This window comes from Arenibacter sp. F20364, assembly GCF_023015905.1.
In the GTDB taxonomy this organism is placed as follows: Bacteria; Bacteroidota; Bacteroidia; order Flavobacteriales; family Flavobacteriaceae; genus Arenibacter.
Window position 1 is genome coordinate 53,381 of sequence record NZ_JALKBD010000025.1, and the last position, 25,813, is coordinate 79,193.

Consider the following 25,813-nt stretch of genomic DNA (forward strand, 5'->3'; position numbering starts at 1 on the left):
ATTTACACTAACCAAAAAAAGAAAATTTTAAAAATGAGTGTTACTGCAACGTCCGTATGGAACCATTGTTTGGACTTTATAAAAGACAATATCCAACCGCAGGCATTCAAAACTTGGTTCGAACCTATCAAACCAATTAAGCTCGCCGATAATGCCTTGAGCATTCAAGTTCCCAGTAAATTTTTTTATGAATGGCTGGAAGAGCACTATGTTAAATTATTAAAAGTAGCCCTTACCAAAGAATTGGGTGAAACAGCTAAATTGGTGTATATCATAAAAATGGAAAACACCTATGGCAATCGGGAACCTTTTACAGAAAAAATACCGAGCTCCAATAGATCCCATGTGGAACCACAGGAATTGGACGTGGCCATTAAATCCAAAAATCCGGAATTAAAGAATCCATTTGTAATTCCTGGTATTAGAAACATAAAAATTGAATCCCAATTAAATCCAAGTTACAATTTCGACAATTTCTTGGAAGGTGATTCCAACAGACTGGCAAGATCGGCTGGTATGGCGGTTGCCAACAAGCCTGGCGGGACTTCCTTTAATCCTTTATTGGTTTTTGGAGGTGTAGGTTTAGGGAAAACACATTTGGCCCATGCTATAGGTGTGGAAATCAAGGATAAATACCCAGAAAGAACAGTACTATATATCTCTGCGGAAAAATTTACCCAACAATATATTGAATCTGTAAAGAAAAACACCAGAAACGATTTTATTCATTTCTACCAGCTGATAGATGTGCTCATCATTGATGACGTACAATTTTTATCAGGAAAATCCGGAACACAGGATGTTTTCTTCCATATTTTCAATCATTTGCACCAAAATGGCAAGCAGGTCATTTTAACATCGGACAAAGCCCCGGTAGACATGCAGGACATTGAACAACGTTTGTTGTCCCGTTTCAAATGGGGATTATCTGCGGAGCTTCAAACACCCGATTACGAAACAAGGATATCGATCTTAAAAAACAAATTATATCGGGATGGTGTGGAAATGCCCGAAGATATAATAGATTATGTAGCCAAACACATAAAAACCAATATTAGGGAATTGGAAGGAGCCATAATTTCCTTGATAGCCCAATCTTCCTTTAACAAAAAAGAAGTCACTTTAGAATTGGCTCAATTGGTAGTGGAGAAATTCGTAAAAAATACCAAAAGGGAAGTGTCCATTGATTATATCCAAAAAGTAGTTTCTGACTATTTTGAAATGGATGTGGCCACCCTTCAATCCAAAACAAGAAAAAGGCATATAGTACAAGCAAGACAATTGGCAATGTTCTTTGCCAAAAAATTCACCAAAGCCTCCTTGGCAAGTATTGGGTCACAAATCGGAAAAAGAGACCACGCTACAGTGCTACACGCCTGTAAGACCGTAGACAACCTTGCCGAGACCGACAAGCAGTTCCGAAAATACATAGACGACTTAACTAAGAAGTTTTCCTAATACCACTATTACCATGAGAACCAAAATCCTTATGGTCTGTTTGGGAAATATTTGTAGATCACCCCTAGCCGAAGGTATTCTAAAGAGTAAATTGGACCAGGAAATGATCCATGTGGACTCCGCGGGTACCGCCAGTTATCATATTGGCAAAAAACCGGACAGTCGCTCTATATCCATTGCGAAAAAATATGGTATCGACATTAGCCAGCAGCGTTGCCGACAGTTCACGGCCAGGGATTTTGACGAATTCGACCTAATTTATGCTATGGACAGAAGTAATTACGAAAACATAATTGCCTTGGCCGAAAATAAAAGCGAGATAGCAAAAGTCAATTTATTACTTTATAGAGCAGATTTGGCCAACCAAGAAGTTCCAGACCCATATTATGGTGGAGAAGATGGATTTGAAGAAATTTTTCATTTAATTGATTCGGCATGCAACCTTATTGTGCAGGATATAATTCATAAATAATCTAACCCTATGGACCAAACAAAGGGCAACATTGGAAAATTGTATTTAATCCCAACCACCTTGGGCGATAATGAACCCTTGGAAGTTTTACCAATATCTATCAAAAGGACCATTGAACAAATTGATCACTACATCGTAGAAAATGAAAAAACGGCTAGACACTTTATAAAAAAGATAAGTTCCAAAAAGTCGCAACCAAGTTTACATATCAATGTACTTAACAAATTTACAGAACCAGAGATTCTTCCCACCTTTTTGGATCCTTGTTTTGAAGGTTACAACGTAGGTATTCTATCGGAAGCTGGTTGCCCAGGAATTGCGGATCCCGGTGCCGATATTGTTGGCATTGCCCACCAAAAAGGGATACAGGTAGTACCCTTGGTTGGCCCTTCCTCCATTCTTTTGGCATTAATGGCCAGTGGATTAAACGGTCAAAGTTTTGCCTTTAACGGCTATTTGCCCATAGAAGCCGGGGAAAGAAAAAAAAGTATCAAGAGATTTGAAAAACTTTCCCGAGATCATGACCAGTCACAGATTTTTATAGAAACCCCCTATAGAAACGATAAACTGTTGGCCGAACTTATAAAAACACTTTCTCCCCAAACCTTGGTTTGCGTTGCTTGCGACATTACATTGCCTACGGAGTTTATTGCTACCAAAAAAGTGATGGACTGGCATAAAATTTCTGTTGACCTCCATAAGAGGCCAACTATTTTTATAATCCACGCATAAAAAAACCCTAACAATATGTTAGGGCCTTTCCATTTTCATAATTACAAAATCTTTATATTCTTGGATTTCTCTTAGGGGTTACATGGGAAATATCGTATCCGGAGAATTTGCTAATATAGTAGGATACGGACGACCCAAAGTCATCATCTACATTTAATTTACCATACGACCTTAAATACTTTTTTACATTCCCTGCTCCGGCTAAATGTGCAGCCGCCAGTATACCCGATTCCGTTATCTCCTGACCATTAATAACCACCCCAACAAAGCGTTTAATATCCCTTCTAAGAATCCATTTATTTCTAGAAAGATTGGTATGAAATACCCTTTCCTGTAAAATTGGATCGTTAAGAAATAAGGTTGCGTTATAAACCCCTAGTAACTCCAGGGTACCAATACCAAATTGGTACTTTCCTAGATAACCTAATGCATTGGTGATAAAATAATTTCCTTGAGATTCCTTAAAGGCCAAAGCCTCTTTAAACCCGTTGTAGGAAGTTCCTAAAAAGGGTGGCGCAGCCATAGTCGATTTCAAAACAGTTCTGTGTTTGGGAAACAAAACTTCTGTAGGTCCGTTTACTCTAAAAGCCTCGGGAATTACCATTTTAACTGGCTTAAACCCATAACTTATAAGAATAAAAATCATGATAACGGGGAACAAGTAACTTGTCCACTTTCTCATATTTTGGTTTTCTTAAGACTTACAACCAAAAAAGGGTTTGCTTAAATTTCACATGACAAAGATATGCCCGTTTTTTAAAAACAGACCTATTTTAACTCAACTTTGTACAAAATGTAAGAAATATTGGGCAAATGACACTTAAAGTAGGGTAATCGGTTCAACGGTTTATCTTTTGACTATTGATCCATCGGACATACTGCTCTTTATTACGGTTATGCTGCGCCAAAGTCTTTGCAAACTTGTGATAACCAAAGTTTTCCACATTGGCCACGAAGTAATAATAATCATGTTTTTCGGAATTCAAAACAGCATCTATGGCCGAAATATCGGGCATAGCAATTGGTCCTGGTGGCAAACCTGCATATTTATAGGTGTTATAGGGCGAATCCAATTCCAGGTCTTTATACAACACCCTTTTTATAATGGTATCAAAATTACCTGTATGTCGTTTAATGGCATAAATTACCGTAGGATCTGCCTGCAGCAGCATTCCCTTAGCCAGTCGGTTTAGGTATACACCCGCCACTCTTGGCCTTTCATCTACTTTTGCCGTTTCTTTATGTACTATGGATGCCAAGGTGGTTACCTCCGAGGAGTTAAGCCCCAAAGATTTGGATTTGGCAATGCGTTCTTCGTTCCAAAACCTTTTGTACTCCTTTAACATCCTTTCCCTAAAGCCCTCGGCCGAAGTATTCCAGAAAAACTCGTAACTGTTGGGAATATACATGGAAAGTGCCGTTTTGTCGTTAAACCCGTTGGCCCTTAAAAATTCTTGCTCCCTGAATACACTCAATAAAGCCGTACTATCCGCCTCTATCTGAAGTGATATTCTACCGGCCAGATCCGCGAAATTCTCCTGGTTGTTAAAAGCAACTTTAACGGGAATATTGCCACTTCGCAGGGAATTGACAATATCGTTATTATTCATCCCCTTTTTTATGGCATATTTCCCCGCTTTTATATTGGCGCTATAGCCCTTTCTATCCGCTGCGGACACAAAAGTCTTCCAATTCTTCAAAAGTGGTTCCAAAATTCCCTTCACTTCTTGAAAGTCTGAATTTGAAGGAACATACACGTAGGCAACTTCATTGTTAAATTGCGTGTTGGGCACAAAGAAGGCCCGATAAACCATATAGGCAAAAGCCCCACCTACCAACATTCCGGCAATGACGATAACCAATAAAATTTTCTTTATATACATTAGCTATTTATCTTTTGAAACAAGATTTCATTTTTATAAACTCCATTGGAGTAAATCCAATCCTTTTTAACTCCAACTTTCTCAAACCCCAGTTTTGAAAACAAATGAATACTGGAAGCGTTTTCCTCCAATACATTTACATAAACCTGCCTCATGCCCAATGCTAGAAAGGCATAATTGGTAAGTATCTCCACCGCTTCAGTGCCAACCCCTTTGTTTCTATCACTAGTTTGACCCACGATTATCCCCATCCCTACCCTTAAATTCTTGGGGTCAAAATCAAACAAGTCAATTAAACCTAATAGATCTCCTTCCAAACTGCAAATACCCATCCGTAATTGTTTTACCTCGTAAATATCTTTATGGGCATTTTCCAAGTAAAGTTGTAGCACCTGTTTGGAATAAGGTGCAGTTGTGCCACTAATTTCCCAAATTTCAGGATTGTTTTCCAATTCATACAGGAAATCCAAATCTTGGGGCTCCAAGGCTCTCAGGTAAATCTGTTTTCCTTTAAGGCTCAACATTTATCTCCCCTTTAAAAACTAACTGTGCCGGACCTGTCAACCATATTTGATCAAAGCCATTTGCATTGCTTTTGAATTTCACCTGGAGATTGCCCCCAGGGGTAATGATCTTTACGGAATCCTTTTTGGTCTTCCCCGAATGATACATGGCCAACGCAACAGCAGTTACCCCAGTACCACAGGAAAAGGTCTCATCTTCCACTCCCCGCTCATAGGTCCTTACATTAAAGGTATCCTCAGTGGCTTGATCTACAAAGTTAATATTGCTTCCTTGTTCCCCGTACAAACCATAACGAAGCTTTGCACCTTCCTTGCGTACATCAAAATCCTTAAGTCCGTCCACCATCTGTACGTGGTGCGGAGAACCTGTATTGAGAAATAATGAATTGGTTTTTTCCTTAATTTCTTTCACATCCTGCATCTCCAAGCTAACTATACCATTAGCAGTAGTGGCTTTATGAAGTCCGTCTACCGCCATAAATGAGGTATTTTGGTCTACAACCCCCAAATAATTGGCAAAGGCTACAATGCACCTACCCCCATTACCGCACATAGTGCCCTGTCTACCGTCGGAATTATAATAGACCATTTTAAAATCCGTATCCTCATCATCTTCCAATAAAATGAGTCCATCGGCACCAATGCCAAATCTTCTATCGCATAAAAAAGAGACCAACTTAACATTGTCCTTTGGAAAACCTCCCTTGCGATTATCTATCATGACAAAGTCATTGCCCGTTCCTTGGTACTTATAAAAATTCAGTAGCATATTGTAATTTATGACGCAAATATATAATTTTATTAAGGTTTTTTTATCAGTTAAAAACTCGTTAAAGCCAAATAATTGCTATGGAATTGTGTTAATTTTACAAGAGCAAATTAAAAAAATGTTTTTATGAAGAAATTTGGAAGTTTATTATTGGTCTCTGTTTTTGCAGGTGCTGTTACCTTAGGTGCTTACAAACTTTTTTTTGAGAAACCAAATTATGCAGTAATACAGGAAGACAGTGGGGCAAAGATGATTTCCTCTAGCTACACCCCTACTTCCGCCAAGGGCGCTGGCATTAACGAAGTAGATTTCACCATGGCAGCACAGAATACGGTGAATGCAGTGGTACACGTTAAAAATGTTACCGTAAGCAAAAGCCCCTCCAGCATCATGGAGTACTTTTACGGATATAGTGGCAGCCAAACTCCCCAAGTGGGTACGGGTTCCGGGGTTATAATCTCTCAAGACGGTTATATAGTGACCAACAACCACGTAATTTCCAATGCCGATCAACTGCAGGTGACTCTAAACAATAATAAGACCTACGATGCCGAGCTGATCGGTACCGATCCTAACTCCGATATTGCCCTAATCAAAATAGATGTTGATAGGCAATTACCTTATCTAGCTTTTGGGGACTCGGACAATACAAAGGTGGGAGAATGGGTCTTGGCCGTAGGGAACCCATTTAATTTAACGTCCACGGTTACAGCAGGGATCGTTAGTGCCAAGGCCAGGGCATTGGCTAGTTTGGATCAATCATTTATTCAGACCGATGCGGCCGTAAACCCTGGAAACAGTGGCGGAGCTTTAGTAAACACCAATGGTGACCTTATCGGAATAAACACCGCGATTACCTCACAAACAGGTTCTTATGTAGGGTATTCCTTTGCAGTTCCCAGCAATATTGCAAAAAAAGTGGTAGAGGACATTATGGAATACGGCAACGTTCAAAAGGGAATATTAGGTATCAATACCGTACCCATGAACAGTCCCTACGCCGTTGAAAATGGAATAAATGAAATTGATGGGGTTTATATAGCCGGCGTTGAGGAAGATTCCGGTGCCTATGATGCAGAATTGAAAGAAGGTGATATTATTAAGAATATAGACAATGTTGAGATTCACAAATTTGCAGATCTAATTGGCTATATTTCTTCTAAAAGGCCTGGAGATGAGCTCTTGGTTACCGTATTACGTGGTAATGAACGGATGGAATTCCCAGTGATGTTGAAGGAAAGGCAAACCATTATTATTCCTGTTTTGGGCTTTGAAGTCAAAAACTTGACCGAAGAGGAGAAAAAGGCCTTCAGGACAAAAAAAGGAGTTAAAATAATAGGTGTGCCCGAAACATATAGAAATTATGGATTTGAAGGAAAAGTTTTGCTTTCCTTTGGGGAAGAGGAAATCAACAACATTCAGGATGCCAAAAACAAGTTTGGTACCATCTCTAGATATGATAGGGCAAGCATTACCATGTTGAATAAAAAAGGCGAGAAAGAACGACTTATAATTCAATAAAACCTAAAGTATATAAAAAAAAAGCGCTCCGATCGGAGCGCTTTTTTTATGCCATTATTTTTTACGAAAACGTTTGAAATATATAATTTTGCCCAAAACCCCATAATTCAAAATAAACCTATGAGCGCTATTAAACTATATGAAAAGGAATTGGCTTTTCAAGCGGACAGAAGGAAGGCCACCACCGAGTTCATTAAAATTGCAAGTGATTTATGGTATGATAAATCCATAGAAATTGTTCTTTTTAAAAATCAGGTAATAGATAAGAACGTTAGCGACATTATAAACCTACATGAGTATGCCGGCGAATTTGTTCAAAAACCTATATCAATATTCGATTCGGTCGAAATATTGAGAACTATAGATGATATTCAACTACCTCCTTCCAAATTGGATATCGGAAAACTCACCTATGAATATCATTCCGACGACAATAATTATAACAATGTGAAGGCTTTTGTACTGGATAAGCTAAGAAGCGCCAATACCAGCAATGAGATTATACCCAAGGATGTTGTGTTATATGGTTTCGGAAGAATTGGCAGATTATTGGCCAGGGAATTAATGGCAAAAACGGGCAAGGGAAATCAGTTAAGGTTAAGAGCTATTGTTATCCGCGGGACCATTACACCTGAAATTCTGGAAAAGAGAGCTAATTTACTAAGAACAGATTCCGTTCACGGACAATTTATGGGAACAGTGGACATCGACTATAAAAACAAAGCATTGGCCATAAATGGTACCACTGTTCACATTATTGAAGCCAGAAATCCGGAGGACATAGATTATACCCAATATGGGATTACCAACGCTCTCATAATAGATAATACTGGAGCTTTCAGGGACAAGGAGGCCCTAAGTAGGCACTTGGCATCCAAAGGTAGTGATCAAGTGCTACTTACCGCCCCTGGCAAAGAGGTTCCCAATGTAGTTCATGGTGTTAACCACATGGAATTTGACCCAGACATCATTAAAATATTTTCTGCTGCTTCTTGCACAACAAATGCTATAACCCCTATATTAAAGGTGGTAAATGATTCTTTGGGAATAAAAAGAGGACATATAGAAACCATTCATGCCTATACGAACGATCAAAATTTAGTGGACAATATGCATGGAAAATACAGACGCGGCCGGGCTGCGGCCCTAAATATGGTAATTACGGAAACTGGTGCCGGAAAGGCAGTGGCCAAGGCACTTCCTCAACTCATCGGCAAGCTGACATCCAATGCCATAAGGGTACCTGTCCCCAATGGCTCTTTGGCGATTTTGAATTTGGAGATAAAAAACAAAACTTCCAAGGAAGCGTTGAATACCATTGTTAAAAAATATGCCTTGGAAGGCGATTTGGTAGAACAAATAAAGTTTTCCCTTAGTAATGAACTGGTATCTACGGACATTGTAGGAACTTCTGCCCCTTCAATTTATGACAGTACGGCCACCATAGTGTCGGACGATGGCAAGAACTTAGTGCTATACATTTGGTATGATAATGAATTTGGATATTCCCACCAAGTAATTCGCCTTGCCAAATACATCGCTAAGGTACGCAGGTACACTTATTATTAAAATTCACCCAATGTATAATAATATACGAAATAGTGGGTTATTCTATTTAGTTAAGCTACGTTGTATCCCTTTTTTTTAAAATACGGGAATATTAAAGTATTTTAGCCCTCTCTAAATCATTATTAACAATAAGAATTACATAAATGAAAATTTCGAAATTACTCTTTATCGTAATGGCTCTATTGTCATTTAACCTACACTTTGCTCAGGAATCCGAGGAGGAGGATAAACTTTCCTTGGACCAAGGCCCAATTAGTTCCCAATTCGAATATATCTCCAAAAAATCTGGCAATTACAGGGCTGATGGGGTAAGATACGAAGTAGTTAAAGAATTTAACTTGGAGAAACTGAGACAAAACGTGTTGGATTCCATTAATGCCTTCAACAAAAAGGTCAATGAACTAAATGGTACCATTGCCGGACATGTTGAAACAATAGAATCGCTGAACAAAAAACTGGAAGAGACAACCAACAATCTTTCCGAGGTAACCGAAGAGAAGGATAGTATGTCTTTTCTAGGTATCCTAGTGGCCAAAAGCACCTACAATTTTATTCTTTGGACCATAATTGCGGGTTTATTGCTGTTTTTATTATTTTTTATATATAAATTCAGAAATAGCAATATTCTTACCCAAGAAGCCAAATCGACCCTAGCGGAAGTGGAAACCGAATATGAAGATCACAGAAGAAGGGCGTTGGAAAGGGAACAAAAAATTAGTAGACAGCTGCAGGACGAGATCAATAAGCACAAAAAGTCCAAATAAATTTTAAAGAACCGTTTGGATTTTTTACGGATGGAATTTTAAAAGCTCCTTTTTAGGGGCTTTTTCCTTTTGCTCTTTATGGGCAAAAACAAAATATTACAAAGGATTGCGTCTAATTTTACTACTTTTGATCCCTCCCTGTAAAAAACATTAATTCTTATTGATTTCACCCATGCGAATAGATATAATTACAGTAGTTCCAGACATCCTTAAAAGTCCTTTTGAAGCATCAATCTTGAAACGGGCAATAGATAAAGGAATTGTCGAAGTCCATATACACAACTTAAGGGATTATACGGACAAAAGTTACAATCAGGTTGATGATTATCAGTTTGGGGGCGGTGCAGGTATGGTCCTAATGATAGAGCCTATTGACAAATGTATTTCCACATTGAAAAGTCAACGCGAGTACGATGAAGTAATTTATATGACCCCGGATGGAAAAACCCTGAATCAGAAGATCGCCAATGGGTTGTCTTTATTAAATAATGTAATCATTCTTTGTGGCCACTACAAGGGCGTTGACCAACGCGTCCGGGACCTATTTGTCACCAAGGAGATATCTATAGGTGATTATGTCCTATCTGGAGGAGAATTGGGGGCAGCCGTGCTCTGTGATACGGTTATACGATTAATTCCGGGCGTATTGAACAATGAAACCTCTGCGCTTACGGACACGTTTCAGGATAACTTACTTGCCCCTCCCGTCTATACCAGACCCGCCGATTACAAGGGCCATAAAGTACCGGATATCCTATTGGGCGGAAACTTTCCGGAAATAGAGACATGGCGGGAGGATCAGGCGTACAAAAGAACCGAACAGCTTCGTCCAGACCTACTTGAGGATTAGCTTAGGCACCGATTTTCCTATGGAACAAAATCCCAAGAAAATGATGCCTATCCTCCAAGGCAATGGATTCCAATGGATCAGGAATAAAAGAACAAAATGAATTAGGTCGATTTTTTCATGGATAACAATGATAAAAATCGCCCAATCACTTGTAAATTATAAATATTAGATTAATTTTGCACTCCATTAAATCAACCTCTGACGATAATCGTGAAAGTTGGTTTAAGTAAATAATAATAAAAAGCGATGGAAGAGTTATTAAAATTTGTAGAAAACGAATTTATTCCTAAAAAAGATTTTCCAAATTTCTCAGCAGGGGACACTATTACAGTGTACTATGAAATTAAGGAAGGTGAAAAAACAAGAACACAGTTTTTTAAAGGTGTTGTTATTCAAAGAAGAGGAACAGGGGCAACCGAAACATTTACAATCCGTAAAATGTCCGGTACTGTTGGTGTAGAGCGTATATTCCCTATCAATATGCCAGCTTTGCAAAAAATAGAGGTCAACAAAAAAGGTAAGGTCAGAAGATCACGTATCTTCTACTTTAGAGGTCTTACAGGTAAAAAGGCGAGAATTAAAGAGGTTCGTTCTTAATACTCGGCAAATAGAATTAGAAAAAAGCATCCTTGGATACCCAAGGATGCTTTTTTTATTTATGAACATTTGTTTAAAACGATAGTTCATAATATGTTGATAATAAATTCGTTACAAAACTTGCTTATTAAATAAAATTTACCTACATTTAAAATGTGGCTGGTAATTCGTTACACGGATTAATGAATGTCACATAAAGTTTACGTTCTTTATCCCATTGTTATTTGTCCTTGTATAGTGTATTACATTGTACATTGCATTCTGCTATTAATTTGCTCATGTAGGTTAATAGATTTGAGAGTATTGTGATATTGTTAATGTAAGATCTAGGTTGTACATTAAGAATACCAAATATTTAAACATTGGGGAGAAACATCTTTGTTGCTTGGTTTTATTATTGGGCATAAAATGTTTCAAACGTTGAAATAGCGACGCAAATGCAATCAATGGTTGCCGTTTTGTTAAAAAACAGAACAACAAGTTTGTAAACTATTTCTAGAAAGCCATATCAAGGTAGTTATACAATGATATGGCTTTTATTTTTACCATAATATCAACTTCGATTTAAAGAATATTACCGCTACTTCTTTCCTCTTGGACATTTAGGTAATATTAAAGGCTTTCCCTGTTTATTTGGCATTTTTAAAATTGTATATTTGCTCCGCTTAAACTTAAAAATCTAAATCATAATGCCAAAAATTTTATATACCAAAACAGACGAAGCCCCTGCATTAGCAACACAATCATTTCTACCAATTATCAAGGCATTTACAAAAACAGCTGGAATAGATATACAACTCAAGGATATTTCCCTGGCCGGTAGAATAATTGCTGTATTTCCTGAATACTTGAAAGAGGAACAGCAGATTTCTGATGATTTGGTAGAATTGGGAGAATTGGCAAAAATGCCTGAAACCAATATTATAAAACTCCCAAATATTAGTGCTTCCGTTCCTCAGCTAAACGAAGCTATTGCTGAATTACAAAGTAAAGGGTATAATATTCCGAATTATCCGGTAAACCCTCAAAACGACACCGAAGAAGACATTAAATCCAGATACGACAAAATTAAAGGAAGTGCCGTAAATCCCGTTCTTAGGGAAGGTAACTCCGATAGAAGAGCCCCAAGGGCTGTAAAAAATTATGCCAAGAAGCATCCCCATTCCATGGGGGCATGGAGTACGGATTCCAAGACTCATGTAGCTACAATGAGCCATGGCGATTTTAAGTCCAACGAACTATCCGTCACTCTTAAAGATGCCACTGCAGTCAATATCGTACTAACCAAAACTGACGGTACCAAGGTTACCTTAAAGGAAAATCTTAAACTTTTAAAGGATGAAATAATCGATGCCACTGTATTGAGCAAAAAGGCTTTGGTCAGCTTCCTACAAGAGCAGGTAAAAGACTCCAAAGAAAAGGGGGTTTTGTTCTCCGTGCATTTAAAAGCGACGATGATGAAGGTTTCGGACCCTGTTATTTTTGGCCATGTGGTAAAGGTATTCTTTGCCGATGTTTTTAAAAAGCACAGTGCAACATTCGATAAAATTGGTATCAATGCCAATGATGGTCTAGAGAACTTACTTAATAAGATAAAGAGTCTTCCAGATTCTGAAAGAGAACAAATAGAAACGGATATTGAAAATACCATAGAGCAAGGTCCGGCCCTAGCCATGGTAAATTCAGAAAAGGGTATCACAAACCTACACGTACCAAGTGATATCATAATTGATGCTTCCATGCCGGCCATGATACGCAATTCCGGAAAAATGTGGAATGCCGAAGGAAAAGCCCAAGATACAAAAGCAGTAATCCCCGATAGTAGTTATGCAGGGATATACACCGAAACCATAAACTTCTGTAAAAAACATGGTGCTTTTGACCCTACAACCATGGGGACTGTACCCAATATTGGATTAATGGCCCAAAAAGCGGAAGAATACGGTTCCCATGACAAAACTTTTGAGATTAAATATAACGGAAAAGTTTCCGTTGTAGATACTACATCCGGAAATGTTTTGATAGAACACAATGTAGAGGATGGTGATATTTGGAGAATGTGCCAAGTAAAGGATGCCCCTATACAGGACTGGGTTAAACTTGCGGTTACCAGAGCTAGGGCCACTAATGTACCCGCCATATTTTGGTTGGATGAGAATAGGGCGCATGATATGGAATTGATCAAAAAAGTAAATACCTATTTGGCCGACCATGATACTTCGGGATTGGACATTAGGATAATGTCTCCGGAAAAAGCTACGGTATTTACCCTGCAAAGACTTAAAGAAGGAAAGGATACCATATCTGTATCCGGTAACGTACTAAGAGATTATTTAACGGATCTTTTCCCTATTTTGGAAGTTGGGACCAGTGCAAAAATGTTGTCCATTGTACCGCTTATGAGCGGTGGTGGACTGTTCGAAACCGGTGCAGGAGGCTCAGCCCCCAAACACGTAGAACAGTTTTTATCCGAAGGTCACCTAAGATGGGACTCTTTGGGAGAGTTCTTGGCCCTTGGTGTTTCTTTAGAATTCTTTGGCGACAAGAACAACAATAAACAAGCTGTTGTTCTGGCCGATGCTTTGGACAAGGCTACAGAACAATTCTTGGAAAACGACAAGTCCCCATCAAGGAAAGTTGGTGAACTGGACAATAGGGGAAGTCATTTTTACCTAGCTCTTTATTGGGCAAATGCTCTGGCCCAACAAAATAAGGACCAGGCACTTAAAACTACTTTTACGCCTATTGCCGATAAACTTTCCAATAGCAAGGATGAAATTTTAAAACAATTAAACGATGCTCAAGGTGCTCCAATTAATATTGGTGGCTATTATTTGCCAGATGCAAAGCTGATCAGTGAAGCCATGAGACCAAGCACGACATTTAATTCTATCTTGGACACTATATAAACAAATATTTCCTTAATTAAAGAGCCCTTTTCAGCAATTGAAAAGGGCTTTTTACTTTAAGAGATTGCAAACTTTTTTTTCGTCATAGAAATTATCGATACTTTTAGATGAAAAATGCTATAAATGGGAAAAAACATATGTTTGCTGTTTTATTTACTATTATTATCTTCCATAAATCTATTTTCACAGGAACGATTCACTTTAAGCGGTACAATAACTGAAATAGCAAGTAATGAATCACTGATAGGAGTCACTGTAGCTGTGCCAGCTTTAAGTACAGGGGTTGTTACCAATGAATACGGTTTCTATTCCATTACCTTACCCAAAGGAAGCTATGAGCTGCACATAAGCTCATTGGGATACCAAAATATTTTCCGAACAATTGATCTCTCCTACGATCAGAAAATAAACTTTCAATTGCTTGAAGTTGCGGAGCAACTGGACGAAGTAGTGGTTACCGATGATGTAGAGAAACTAAATATCCGCAAACCTCAGATGAGCGTTAACACCCTTTCTGTAGAGACCATAAAAAAAATACCGGTAATTCTAGGAGAGGCAGATATTATAAAATCCATTCTCCTTTTACCGGGAGTAAGCAATGCTGGGGAAGGAGCATCTGGATTTAATGTTAGGGGAGGTGCCGTGGACCAAAACCTTATACTGCTGGACGAGGCAACCATTTTTAATTCCTCCCACCTATTTGGTTTCTTCTCCGTTTTTAACCCAGATGCCATAAAGGACGTAAAATTATTCAAGGGCGGTATCCCCTCCCGCTACGGGGGCAGGGTTTCCTCTGTTCTGGAGATTTTTCAAAAAGAAGGGAACAGCAAGGCACTAAAAGTTAATGGCGGTATTGGTGCCGTTGCCAGCAGGCTGTTGGTAGAAGGACCAATTATTAAGGACAAGTCCGCATTTCTTATTGGTGGAAGGGCCTCCTATGCACATTTGTTCCTGCCACTTTTCGACATAGATAACACCGCCTATTTCTATGATTTAAACACCAAGTTGAACTATAAATTAAATGAAAACAATAATATTTTTGTCTCAGGATATTTTGGAAGGGATGTTTTTTCCATAAGTGAAAGCTTTGTCAACACCTACGGTAATACGGTTTTTAATTTCCGTTGGAACCATTTGTTTTCGGACAAATTATTCTCCAACTTATCCTTGATATACTCTGATTATTACTATGGTCTAAAACTGGATTTCGTTGGCTTTAAATGGAATTCCGGTATTCAAAATTTTAATCTTAAATACGATTTTAAGCACTATTTGAGCAATAATTTTCAAATTAACTATGGCATCAATAATATTTATTACCGCTTTAATCCAGGCAAGATAGAACCCAGTGATTCGGAATCAGGTATAATTGAAAATCAGTTGATCCAAAAATACGCCAATGAATTTGCAGTTTATGTGGATGTTGAACAGAACATTACGGAAAAACTTAGTTTGGAATATGGGTTACGCCTAAGTAATTTCATACGTTTGGGACAGGATGAATTAAATGTATATGAAAATGACCATCCGGTAAGTTTTGATCCCGATCTACAGATATACAAGGAGGCGGACCCAATAGACGTTATAAACCCTAAACGCAGCGAACAACTCGCAACCTATACAAATTTTGAACCCCGTTTGGCTCTAGCCTATACACTTGACCCAAATAATTCTGTAAAAGCAAGCTACACCAGATTGTCCCAATATCTCCACCTGCTTTCAAATACGAGCTCCCCCACCCCACTCGATGTTTGGACCCCAAGTGGTCCCTTTGTAAAACCACAATTATTGGATCAATATGCATTGGGATATTTCAAGAATATAAATGATGGAGATTATTCTTTGGAAACCGAAGTTTTTTATAAGGACATCCAAAACCGAATCGATTATATAGACGGTGCCAATTTAATTGCCAATGATGCCATAGAGCAGGTAATCCTGAACGGAAAAGCCAGGGCATATGGATTTGAGTTACTCTTAAGAAAAAACCAGGATAAATTTCAAGGTTGGCTGGCTTATACCATCTCCAAGTCGGAACAAAGAACCCCGGGTAGAAATGCTACGGAAACAGGTATTAATTCAGGAAATTGGTACAACACTCCCTATGATAAGACCCATGACGTTTCCGTCTTTGCAAATTTCGAATTAAATGAAAAGTGGAGCTTTAACAGCAATTTTGTATTCCAGACCGGCCAGCCTACAAATTATCCCATTGGCCAATTTGAATTCCAAAATTTAGCGGTACCCTATTATGGTCTAAGAAATAAACAGCGATTGCCAGCTTATCACAGAATAGATGTTTCGGCCACACTTACCCCTCGAAAAAATAAGGATAGAAAACTAAAAGCCGAATGGGTATTTAGCATTTATAACCTATACAATAGAAGAAATGCTGCCTCAATCAATTTCAATCGCAATGGGGACACTGGGGTGAATGAAGCGGTGCGGACCTCAATATTTGGTTTGGTACCCGCCGCCACTTATAACATCAAATTCTAAGGAAATGAAAAAAATTATAGTTTTAATCTCGTGTTTTATAACCTTAGGCTGTCAGGATGTAATTGAAGTAGAACTTCCTACAGAAGAACCTAGATTGGTTATTGATGCCTTGATCAGATTGGACGATGTGGACAACCCATCGGTTTTGGTCCAAATAAAGGCCAGTCTAACAAGTTCCTTTTTTGAAGAGGTACAAGCTGCCCAACTGGAGGAAATAACCCTTAGAAATACAGTTTCTGGGTCTGTAATAACCTTAACAGAATCTATTCCGGGTACGGGCGTCTATGAAAAAGAATGGGAAGTGGAAGAATTGACCCAAGGGGATTTAGAACTTCGAGTTAGTCATAATGGCCAAGACTATTTGGCCCAGACCAAATATGTCCCAGCCGTTCCCTTGGATTCACTGGAGCAAGGAACAACTACCCTTTTTGGTGATGATGAAACGGAAGTAATTGTTACCTTCACGGATGATGGGGAAAGGGATGATTTTTATTTGTTCGATTTTGATTTTGGGGAATATTTAGTCTCCGAAGATGAATTTTATCAAGGACAGCGATTCCAGTTTTCATTTTTTTACGATAGTAAATTGGAGGATCAAAGAATGGTGACCATAAGTCTTTTAGGAATAGATAAGGATTTATTTAATTATATGAATCAATTGATTTCTCAAAGTGGACCTGATACCGGCCCCTTTAGTACCCCCGCCACCACGGTAAAAGGAAATATTATTAATATAACCAACGAAAATGACACTGTAGGCAATAATGCGACCAACGGTAATTTTGCCTTGGGTTATTTTGCGGTATGTCAAACTTTTTCAGACACATTATTGATAAATAAATAATTAATTCAATATTGGACTGTCTCCAAGATAAAACCTATGAGAACTAATAAAGTACTGTTATTAAAAGGCCTAAAATATATTGCATATACTATTGCCCTAATGTTTACGGCGCCCATTGTAATATATCAGGCCTTTAAAAATGAGGGGCACCCACTATATTGGCCGGTCTTGATTATTGGCCTGATATTGGCCATTGGAGCCATTAGTCTAGGTTTCTATAGTATTAAATTAATAATGGATGCCCTGTTTAATAAGGATAAGAAGCAGGGTTAACCTTTCTTGAATAATTATAACAAACCCTGAAAGCAATAATTTTGTTTGGTTTTACCGTATTTCATTTTAAATCCCAAACAAATTCCTTTCACTACTTAATCCCATGTAATCTTTGCGTTATCTAATTAATTCCTGAAATTAATCGTTCCGCCCTTCAGGGAAAAATCATTATTTTCGTATTTAAATTTTTATTGAATGACTTTATTTGTTGATATGGACGAGGTGTTTGCAGATGCTTTCAAAGCGCATATAACACTTTACAATGCTGAATTTAATGAAAACCTTACGGAAATGGATTGCATGGGACGTGAGGTTTGGCAATGTGTTCCAGAAGATCGGCAATCCAGTGTAAGGAACCACGCTAGGACAGAGGGTTTCTTTCGCTCTCTTGAACCCATCAAGGACAGCAAGGAAGTTTTAAAGGAACTATCCTCTAAATATGATCTATATGTAGCCTCTGCAGCCATGGAATACCCCAATTCTTTACGTGAGAAAAGCGACTGGTTGGATGAGCACTATCCGTTTATTCATTGGAGAAATCGAATTCTTTGCGGTAGCAAGCATATTTTATATGGAGATATTTTAATAGATGACCGCAGTTATAATCTGGAACATTTTAAGGGAAGAAAAATACTGTTTACCTCTCCACACAATGTACATACCACAGGATATGAACGTGCCAACGATTGGTTGGAGGTTGCGCGTTTATTGCTGTAATAACCCAAGGGTCAATTTATTTCCTGTATCAATTGTTCAATTTTGAAATGTACCAATTATTCAATGTACTAGTGTACCAATTGGTCAATTAGGCAATTTGAAGATGAGTTGATTTTTAAGATGCTGCTACAATGTACTATTTGTTCAGTGTAGCAATGTATCTATTTTTTAATTTGGAAATGCAACAATTCTAAAATTTATGAATGTCCGGTAGTACTCTATTCCGCCAGTGGGGCACAGCGAAAACGGATAGGGGAATTGACCATGCCACAGGCTTGCCCAAATTGGATTCTATGCGTAAAAAGGCCTATTGGTGCCCAACTATCAACCTAATTCTATTTCTAATTTCCATGTCCCAAAACAACATCAAAAGGAGATGTTTTTTTAAATCCATTAAACCCTAAGGCCAGTGCAGAAGAGATTGCTACTCCAGCCAAAGAAGATTTTTTAAAAAGCTTCTTCTATTCTCCATGTCATTAAATTTACCTTGATTCCGATACTCTAAGAAAGTAAATCTTTGACTACGTTACCGTGCACATCGGTTAATCTGAATCGCCTACCCTGATGTTTAAAAATTAACCGTTCATGATCAATGCCGAACAAATGCAATAAAGTGGCATGAAAGTCGTGCACATGCACTGGATCTTTTACCACATTATAACTAAAATCATCGGTCTCTCCATATGTAAAGCCTGGTTTAACACCTGCTCCGGCCATCCACATGGTAAAGGCCTTTGGATGATGATCCCGTCCATAATTTTTCTCGGTCAACTGACCCTGGGAATAAACGGTACGTCCAAACTCACCTCCCCAGACTACCAAAGTATCCTCCAGCATCCCCCTTTGCTTAAGATCTTTTAAAAGTGCAGCGTTGGCTTGATCGGTTTTTTTACTTTGACTCTTAACACCTCCCGGACAGCCAATATGCTGATCCCAGCCCTGATGGTATAGCTGCACAAACTTAACATCTTTCTCCAGTAATTTTCTTGCCATTAAACAATTGGCTGCGTATGTTCCGGGATCTCTACTGTCCTGGCCATACATATCAAAAATATAATCGGGTTCATCGGATAGATCGGTTACTTCCGGCACCGAGGTTTGCATGCGGAATGCCATTTCGTACTGTGTCATACGTGCATTGATTTCCGGATCGCCATAAGCATCTTGTTGAACCCCATTTAATTTTCCCAAATAATCCAACATACGTCTTCTATCCGTCCCATCATAATTCTCTGGATCATTTAAATACAATACAGGATCTTTTCCTGAACGGAATTGAACACCTTGATGCTCTGTAGGTAAAAAACCATTGCCCCAAAGACGTGAATACAAAGGTTGGCCCTTGCCGTTTTTCGAAATAAAGGTGATAAAGGTTGGTAAGTTATCATTATCGGATCCTAAACCATAGCTTAGCCAAGACCCAATGGACGGCCTGCCCGGAAGCTGATTCCCTGTCTGCAAAAAAGTAATGGCTGGATCGTGGTTTATAGCATCTGTTTGCATGGATTTTATAAAACAGAGATCATCTACGACTTCGGACAAATACGGCATCATTTCGCTCACCCAGGCCCGTGACTCCCCATACTGTTTAAACTTAAAAATGGATGGGGCTATAGGAAACACCGTTTGGTCGGCACTCATACCGGTAAGACGTTGACCTTTTCTAATTGAGGGGGGCAAGTCTTTCCCGAACAAATCTGCCAATTTAGGCTTGTAATCGAACAAATCCATCTGAGACGGTCCCCCACTCTGAAACAAATACACAATACGCTTTGCTTTGGGCAAGTGATGTGGCAATCCCAGTCTATTCCTATTATAGGAATCCAAAATAGCTTTGGGGCTTGATCCCTTGATATTACCCCAGGCCTTTTCTGTCCCCAAAAGGGAACCAAGTGCCAACGCTCCAAGGCCCAAGGAGGTTTTGGTTAAAAAATCCCTTCGGCTAGCCTGCTTTTCCAGCTGTTGTAAATCCTTATTATTAGAACTTAAAATATCATGATGGTTACACATAATATGTTTGTTTTTATCTTTTGGTGATAGTCGCGTCAGAATTCATAATTGTACTTGCAATAATGGCATTTGCTGCCACAAGTGCTGCATCATCAGTAGAAGCTATGCGAAATTCACCTGTATTTAACCACCCCTTAACCTTTGATCTATTTTCCTGTAGCGCCATATATTCCTGTTGTTGCATTTCCACCAAAATAGACAATTCCTTATCCTTTATGGTACGACCTGTTAACTTCCTGAAGGTTTTGGCAATGGCCAAACTTATATTTTCCTCTCCAAGCATGTTTTTCCCCATAACCCTGGCAGCTTCAATATAAGTAGGGTCGTTAAGCAGCACCAATGCCTGTAGGGGCGTATTGGTTTCTTGTCTTCGAACAGTACAAAAGGAACGCTCAGGCGCGTCAAAAGTAGCTAAGGTAGGATGCGGCACTGATCGCTTCCATATGGTATACATACTCCTTCGGTATAATTTCTCCCCTTTATCTTCTTCATAGGCTGCTCCATTTACTTTCCATAATCCTTCAGGCTGATACGGCTTAACGCTTTTGCCTCCAATTTTTCTGTTCAATAATCCAGACCCCATCAGGGCATTATTCCGCAACATTTCGCCGGTTAGGCGTTTGGATGGTCCTCTAGCCAATAAGCGGTTGGCCTTATCAAATTCCATTAATTCCGTAGTGGGCTTAGAGGATTGCTGATAAGTATAGGACATCACCATTAATTTATGAAGGGCTTTGACATCCCAACCAGACTTAATAAATTCCAATGCCAACCAATCCAATAATTCAGGATGACTTGGCAGCTCGCCCTGATTACCAAAATCCTCAGAGGTCCTAACAATCCCTTTTCCAAAAATATGTTGCCAATATCTGTTGACGGCTACCCTAGCTGTCAAAGGATTTCTATCATCCGTTAGCCATTTGGCCAGTCCCAATCTATTCTTTGGCAAGCTATCGGGATAAGGAAAAATACTTTCCGGGGTATTTGGAAACACGGCCTCACCATATACATCATATTGCCCACGCTCCAAAATATACGCCTGTCTTGGTTTCGCCATTTCCTTCATGACCATTATTTCATCTATAACCTCCGTTGAATCCACATAAACTTCCCTAGCTTTTTCCAATGCTTTCAACGATTCTTTATACTTAATAGAATTTGTGGCCAAATAATAACTTTCCAAGCTTTGCCTTTCCTCCTTGGACAATCCACTTTTGGACTTGGCAATAATTGATTTGAGTGTTTCTGGATCGGCAATTTGTAAAACTTCCACTTCCGATAGTTCCCTGTCAAAAACCAACAAATCATCTATCTTACCACCGCCTATGCCTTTACCTCTCCAGATAGCCCCAACCCTTAATCCTGGTTCTATTGGCCCATCATATATCACATCTGTTAAATTATTAAAAATGATATCTTTATATAAGTTATCCACCACCACTTCCATATCCAACTTATTACCGTTTAAATATAAATGCAAACCTTCAGCCTTACTGGATCCATCGTATGTCATAGTAAGTTGTACCCATTCGTTTCTAGGAATATCCTTTAAGGAATGTTTGGCAATTGCATTTTCCGGCCAAACATGTGCCAATAATACTTCCAATTTGTTATCCTTTATCATAACATGATAACCTCTATAACTATGCAGTTCCGGCCCTTGCATTTTATGAAAAATAACGCCCTTCTCAAGCTCTTTAGGCACATAAACCTGTATTCCTACACTAAAGGCATCGCTTCTTTTGAATATTCCCAATTTATCCAGATCCAGCCATGTATCCCCATCCATGGATAGACCATATCCATTAAAACCTTCTTGGAAAATAGTTTTTTGATTGTCCGCAAACTGCTGACGCATTCTAATATTTTGTTGTCCTATATAAGATACTTTATTGAATAATTTTTTTTGATTAAAATCCAGATCAGCCACTAGGCCAGATGGTTTGCTGCTTATGGAAATGTCTTTGTAGCCCTCATTCAAAATCCAATCTTTGGCTTTCTGTGATTCTGTCCTTATTATACTTTTGATCTCTTTACCCTTCTCATCAACCAATGTTTCCAGATAGGTTAGGAGTTGTTCCTGTTCTTCTGTTGGCAACATTAAGGTAGGCACAGGTGTTGCCATATCCCAAGGAATCAATCCAGTTTCATTCACATTATTAAAGAAACTGTACATTTCATAATAGTTCTTCTGGGAAATGGGGTCGTATTTATGGTCGTGACATTTGGCGCAGGCTACAGTCAGGCCCAAAAGACCTTCACCCACTACATTGGCCCTATCTGAAACATATTCTGACCGAAATTCTTCATCTATTATACCTCCTTCCAAGTTCTGAGGATGTAATCTGTTAAAAGTTGTTGCCAAAATTTGTTCCTTGGTAGCATTTGGCAACATATCCCCTGCTAATTGCCAAGTTAGAAATTGATCATATGGCATATTTTCATTAAAACTCTTGATTACCCAATCGCGCCATATGGATACATCTCGAAATCTGTCTACACTGTAACCGTGTGTATCGGCATATCTCGCCAGATCCATCCAGTCCAATGTTCTTTGTTCTCCATAATGTTCGGAGGCCAAAAGTCGATCCACTTGTTTCTCAAATGCATTGGAATCCGAGTCGTGTACAAAAGCGTTAATTTCTTCCAGAGTTGGCGGTAGCCCTATTAAATCAAAAGAAACACGGCGCAACAAAGTTTCTTTATCTGCCCTTTCCGAAGGTTTAATATTTTGGTCCTCAATTTTTCTAATTACAAAATTGTCGATTGCATTTACCGCCAAATCCGAATGCTTTATTTTAGGAATCCCTTGTCCTTTTGGTGGCAAAAAAGCCCAATGATCCCTATATTCGGCGCCGTCCTCAATCCATTTAATCAATAGGGCCTTCTCATAGTCAGTTAAAGTGAGATGAGAATCCGGCTCTGGCATAACGTAATTGGGGTCCTCTGAAATGATGCGATAGAAGGTTTCGCTTTTTTTAAGATTTCCTGGTTTTATGGCAAACTTACCTGGAGATTCCTTTAACTCGGAATATGCCAGTTCTGGTAAGTGCAATTGTAAATCTGCTTTTACCTTGGCTTTATCAGGGCCATGGCAAATAAAACATTTATCGGACAAAATGGGTTTAACATGTAAGTTGAAGTCTATTTTTTCTGGAAGTTCGGAATATGCCATTGCCACGTCTTCTGGAAGACTAGGTCCTCCACAAGCCCAAGCCAAGAAAATGCCAAACACATAGAGAAAAAATTTTATACTTCTGACCATACCCATTAAAGTTACTATATGTACAAATTTAAAGGATAAGGTAAATTAATCTTCATGCCAATCAGACGATAAAATGTACATTTCCGACTTTTATAGTAAATTTATAACAGGTAAAGCCCCTTTAAACCAGTTTTACAAAATTACAACCCTATCTTTATAATGTTTTAATATCTATGAATGTGACTTGTGAATCCCTAAAGATTAACATATTACATGTAGGACATGCCAAATTAGATAAGAAATGGAACTATGAAAATGTCATTAGTCCGTTTACAAGGCTATTCTATGTGACCACTGGAAAAGCTGAAGCCTATCATACAAATCAGGCATTTGATTTAAAACCGGGGCATATGTACTTAATCCCTAGTTATACCTATAACAAGTATAAATGTGACCTTTATCATGAACAATACTATATTGGATTCTTTGAGGAAATAGAGCATGGTTTATCTATTTACAGCCAAAAAAAATTCATATATGAAGTTAAGGCAACCGAAACCGACCTAAACCACTTCAAAAGGCTTTTGGTCCTGTTTCCTAATTTGGCTGTTAAAAATAGTGATCCAAAGGTTTCCGTTAATAGACCAGCATTGCGCAATTTCAACAAAAGGGACAATGAGATAGACGCCGGACATTATTTGGAAACAAAGGGCATAATATCTATACTACTTTCCAAGTTTATCAGGGACTCCGGCACTTCCGAACAACAACAAGGAAACCAGGGAGACTTTAACAAAATTTTGAATTATTTAGTACAAAACTTACACGGGGATTTAACTGTAGCCAAGATGGCCCACCATTGTTCCCTAAATATAGACTATTTCTCGAGAGCATTTAAACATAAATTTGGCATGAGACCAAACAAGTATATTCAACAAAAGCGAATTGAAAGGGCACAATTATTATTACTTACCACAAATGATACCTTGGAACAAATTGCTGAAAGTGTGGGAATGAAAAATATGTCCTACTTTTCAAGAGTATTTAAAAGAATTACGGGCAAATCACCTGCCAAATTCAGAAAAAAACAACTAAACTCCTAAAATGGCATTCACACTGTAATCGAGTAATTATGCAAGAATATCTACAGGCATTAAAGTTAAGCTTATTGAACATAGGGTTTGATTCACTCGATAACAAATGGGATTTCGACAATGTCATTAGCCCATTTTCCCGGATGTACTATATTACCTCAGGTACAGCCAAAGTTTATCATAACAACAGGGTGTTTATTTTACGCCCTGGGCATATGTATTTAATACCTAGTTATACCTATAGCAGGTATAAATGTAATGAACACCACCAGCAGTATTATATCAGCTTTCTAGAGACTATTGGAAACCAATTATCTATTTACAGTCTGCAACACTTTAACTACGAAATTAAGGCTACCGATAACGATTTAAAATATTTTAAAAGACTATTGGACTTGAACCCTAACAGGACGCTTATTAACAATAACCCCGAAGTATATGACCAACAACCTATTTTGGAACAATACGATAAGAAAAATGAAGCTTTACCTACTAAACACTATCTTGAGAATCATGGAATTTTACTAATTCTATTGGCAAGATTTTTAAAGAAAAATACTCCACATGAGCAACATATGACCCAAGGTAAATTAGACAAAGTTGTTATATACATTTTACAAAACCTTCATACTAGCTTAAAAATAGAGGATTTGGCAAAATATTGCCATTTAAGTAACGACCATTTTTCACGAAGTTTTAATCAAAAAATTGGTATGCGTCCTATTAAATACATTCAAATGAAGCGCATTGAGCGAGCCCAGCTTTTACTTTTTACAACATCCGATTCCTTGCTACAGATTTCAGAAAAAGTAGGTTTAGAGAATGTTTCCTATTTTTCAAAAATATTCAAAAGATTTACTGGAAAATCACCACAACTTTACCGAAAAGAGCAGTTAAATATGTAGACCGTTTGCTACAATTCGGTTTAAAGGCATCATTGTAATTGGTTCAACAATTACCTTTTATCAATTAATCTATTTGAAAATGTACCAATTAATTAATGTAACAATTGGTCAATGTAGCCATTATTTAATTTGGAAATTTGACAATTGATTGATTTGAAGATGCGCAAATAATGTACGCGCTGCGCAAAGTCACCCGGTTTTGAAGTGCCGTACGAAGG

Annotated in this window: 22 protein-coding genes; 16 read left to right on the top strand and 6 right to left on the bottom strand. The window is 38.3% G+C overall.

Annotated elements, in window-relative coordinates:
* The first annotated feature begins 33 nt into the window (after window positions 1-33).
* The 3 genes from dnaA to MWU84_RS17835 are packed head-to-tail and all read left to right on the top strand — an operon-like array spanning window position 34 to window position 2,662.
* A complete protein-coding gene (gene dnaA / locus MWU84_RS17825; RefSeq protein WP_246904243.1) occupies window positions 34-1,458 on the top strand; it encodes a chromosomal replication initiator protein DnaA in 1,425 nt (474 codons plus the stop codon).
* Between the two features lie 13 nt (window positions 1,459-1,471).
* Window positions 1,472-1,930 carry a low molecular weight protein-tyrosine-phosphatase gene (locus MWU84_RS17830; protein WP_246904245.1) on the top strand — a complete coding sequence of 153 codons (459 nt, stop codon included), beginning with the start codon at window positions 1,472-1,474 and terminating at the stop codon, window positions 1,928-1,930.
* A gap of 9 nt (window positions 1,931-1,939) precedes the next feature.
* A complete protein-coding gene (locus tag MWU84_RS17835) occupies window positions 1,940-2,662 on the top strand; it encodes an SAM-dependent methyltransferase (protein WP_246904247.1) in 723 nt (240 codons plus the stop codon).
* Between the two features lie 52 nt (window positions 2,663-2,714).
* Here MWU84_RS17835 and MWU84_RS17840 read toward each other — a convergent pair whose 3' ends face one another.
* The 4 genes from MWU84_RS17840 to dapF form a co-directional block, all read right to left on the bottom strand.
* Entirely contained in the window at window positions 2,715-3,344 is a 630-nt protein-coding gene (locus MWU84_RS17840; RefSeq protein ID WP_246904249.1) for a hypothetical protein, read from the bottom strand.
* 157 nt (window positions 3,345-3,501) lie between these two features.
* Window positions 3,502-4,545 carry an endolytic transglycosylase MltG gene (gene mltG, locus MWU84_RS17845; protein WP_246904251.1) on the bottom strand — a complete coding sequence of 348 codons (1,044 nt, stop codon included), beginning with the start codon at window positions 4,543-4,545 and terminating at the stop codon, window positions 3,502-3,504.
* Window positions 4,545-5,069 carry a GNAT family protein gene (locus MWU84_RS17850; RefSeq protein ID WP_246904253.1) on the bottom strand — a complete coding sequence of 175 codons (525 nt, stop codon included), beginning with the start codon at window positions 5,067-5,069 and terminating at the stop codon, window positions 4,545-4,547. Before MWU84_RS17850 ends, mltG begins: the two co-directional genes overlap by 1 nt.
* On the bottom strand, window positions 5,056-5,838 hold the full coding sequence (gene dapF / locus MWU84_RS17855; RefSeq protein ID WP_246904255.1) for a diaminopimelate epimerase: 783 nt from the start codon (window positions 5,836-5,838) through the stop codon (window positions 5,056-5,058). The genes MWU84_RS17850 and dapF overlap by 14 nt, the downstream gene beginning before the upstream one ends.
* 126 nt (window positions 5,839-5,964) lie before the next feature.
* Here dapF and MWU84_RS17860 point away from each other — a divergent pair, with 126 nt between their 5' ends.
* From MWU84_RS17860 to MWU84_RS17910, 11 genes are all read left to right on the top strand, one after another.
* Window positions 5,965-7,359, top strand: a complete 1,395-nt coding sequence (locus MWU84_RS17860; protein WP_246904257.1) for a trypsin-like peptidase domain-containing protein — start codon at window positions 5,965-5,967, stop codon at window positions 7,357-7,359.
* A gap of 120 nt (window positions 7,360-7,479) precedes the next feature.
* Window positions 7,480-8,928, top strand: coding sequence for a glyceraldehyde-3-phosphate dehydrogenase (locus MWU84_RS17865; RefSeq protein WP_246904259.1), 1,449 nt, complete (start codon window positions 7,480-7,482; stop codon window positions 8,926-8,928).
* A 143-nt stretch (window positions 8,929-9,071) separates the two neighbouring features.
* Entirely contained in the window at window positions 9,072-9,692 is a 621-nt protein-coding gene (locus MWU84_RS17870; RefSeq protein ID WP_246904261.1) for a tRNA (guanine-N1)-methyltransferase, read from the top strand.
* Between the two features lie 172 nt (window positions 9,693-9,864).
* Window positions 9,865-10,542 (top strand): tRNA (guanosine(37)-N1)-methyltransferase TrmD, encoded by a 678-nt coding sequence (trmD, locus tag MWU84_RS17875; RefSeq protein WP_246904263.1) that lies wholly within the window; start codon window positions 9,865-9,867, stop codon window positions 10,540-10,542.
* Window positions 10,543-10,788: 246 nt separating this feature from the next.
* Window positions 10,789-11,139 (top strand): 50S ribosomal protein L19, encoded by a 351-nt coding sequence (gene rplS / locus MWU84_RS17880; protein ID WP_031444555.1) that lies wholly within the window; start codon window positions 10,789-10,791, stop codon window positions 11,137-11,139.
* Window positions 11,140-11,828: 689 nt separating this feature from the next.
* Window positions 11,829-14,048 carry an NADP-dependent isocitrate dehydrogenase gene (locus tag MWU84_RS17885; protein ID WP_246904265.1) on the top strand — a complete coding sequence of 740 codons (2,220 nt, stop codon included), beginning with the start codon at window positions 11,829-11,831 and terminating at the stop codon, window positions 14,046-14,048.
* A 123-nt stretch (window positions 14,049-14,171) separates the two neighbouring features.
* On the top strand, window positions 14,172-16,547 hold the full coding sequence (locus MWU84_RS17890) for a TonB-dependent receptor (RefSeq protein WP_246904266.1): 2,376 nt from the start codon (window positions 14,172-14,174) through the stop codon (window positions 16,545-16,547).
* A 4-nt stretch (window positions 16,548-16,551) separates the two neighbouring features.
* Complete coding sequence (locus MWU84_RS17895) at window positions 16,552-17,391, top strand: DUF4249 family protein (RefSeq protein ID WP_246904267.1); 840 nt, start codon at window positions 16,552-16,554, stop codon at window positions 17,389-17,391.
* Between the two features lie 36 nt (window positions 17,392-17,427).
* The gene (locus MWU84_RS17900; RefSeq protein WP_246904268.1) at window positions 17,428-17,664 is read left to right on the top strand and encodes a DUF6095 family protein; all 237 of its coding nucleotides are present in this window, start codon (window positions 17,428-17,430) and stop codon (window positions 17,662-17,664) included.
* Window positions 17,665-17,859: 195 nt separating this feature from the next.
* Entirely contained in the window at window positions 17,860-18,381 is a 522-nt protein-coding gene (locus tag MWU84_RS17905) for a 5'(3')-deoxyribonucleotidase (RefSeq protein WP_246904271.1), read from the top strand.
* A 203-nt stretch (window positions 18,382-18,584) separates the two neighbouring features.
* Window positions 18,585-18,785, top strand: a complete 201-nt coding sequence (locus MWU84_RS17910) for a hypothetical protein (RefSeq protein ID WP_246904274.1) — start codon at window positions 18,585-18,587, stop codon at window positions 18,783-18,785.
* A 97-nt stretch (window positions 18,786-18,882) separates the two neighbouring features.
* Here MWU84_RS17910 and MWU84_RS17915 read toward each other — a convergent pair whose 3' ends face one another.
* Complete coding sequence (locus tag MWU84_RS17915) at window positions 18,883-20,391, bottom strand: DUF1501 domain-containing protein (RefSeq protein WP_246904276.1); 1,509 nt, start codon at window positions 20,389-20,391, stop codon at window positions 18,883-18,885.
* A 13-nt stretch (window positions 20,392-20,404) separates the two neighbouring features.
* The gene (locus MWU84_RS17920; RefSeq protein WP_246904278.1) at window positions 20,405-23,656 is read right to left on the bottom strand and encodes a PSD1 and planctomycete cytochrome C domain-containing protein; all 3,252 of its coding nucleotides are present in this window, start codon (window positions 23,654-23,656) and stop codon (window positions 20,405-20,407) included.
* A gap of 179 nt (window positions 23,657-23,835) precedes the next feature.
* On the opposite strand from MWU84_RS17920, the gene MWU84_RS17925 reads away from it, so the two are divergent.
* Together MWU84_RS17925 and MWU84_RS17930 are read left to right on the top strand one after the other, a co-directional pair.
* On the top strand, window positions 23,836-24,699 hold the full coding sequence (locus MWU84_RS17925) for an AraC family transcriptional regulator (RefSeq protein ID WP_246904281.1): 864 nt from the start codon (window positions 23,836-23,838) through the stop codon (window positions 24,697-24,699).
* Window positions 24,700-24,728: 29 nt separating this feature from the next.
* Window positions 24,729-25,595, top strand: a complete 867-nt coding sequence (locus tag MWU84_RS17930) for an AraC family transcriptional regulator (protein ID WP_246904283.1) — start codon at window positions 24,729-24,731, stop codon at window positions 25,593-25,595.
* The last annotated feature ends 218 nt before the right edge of the window (window positions 25,596-25,813 follow it).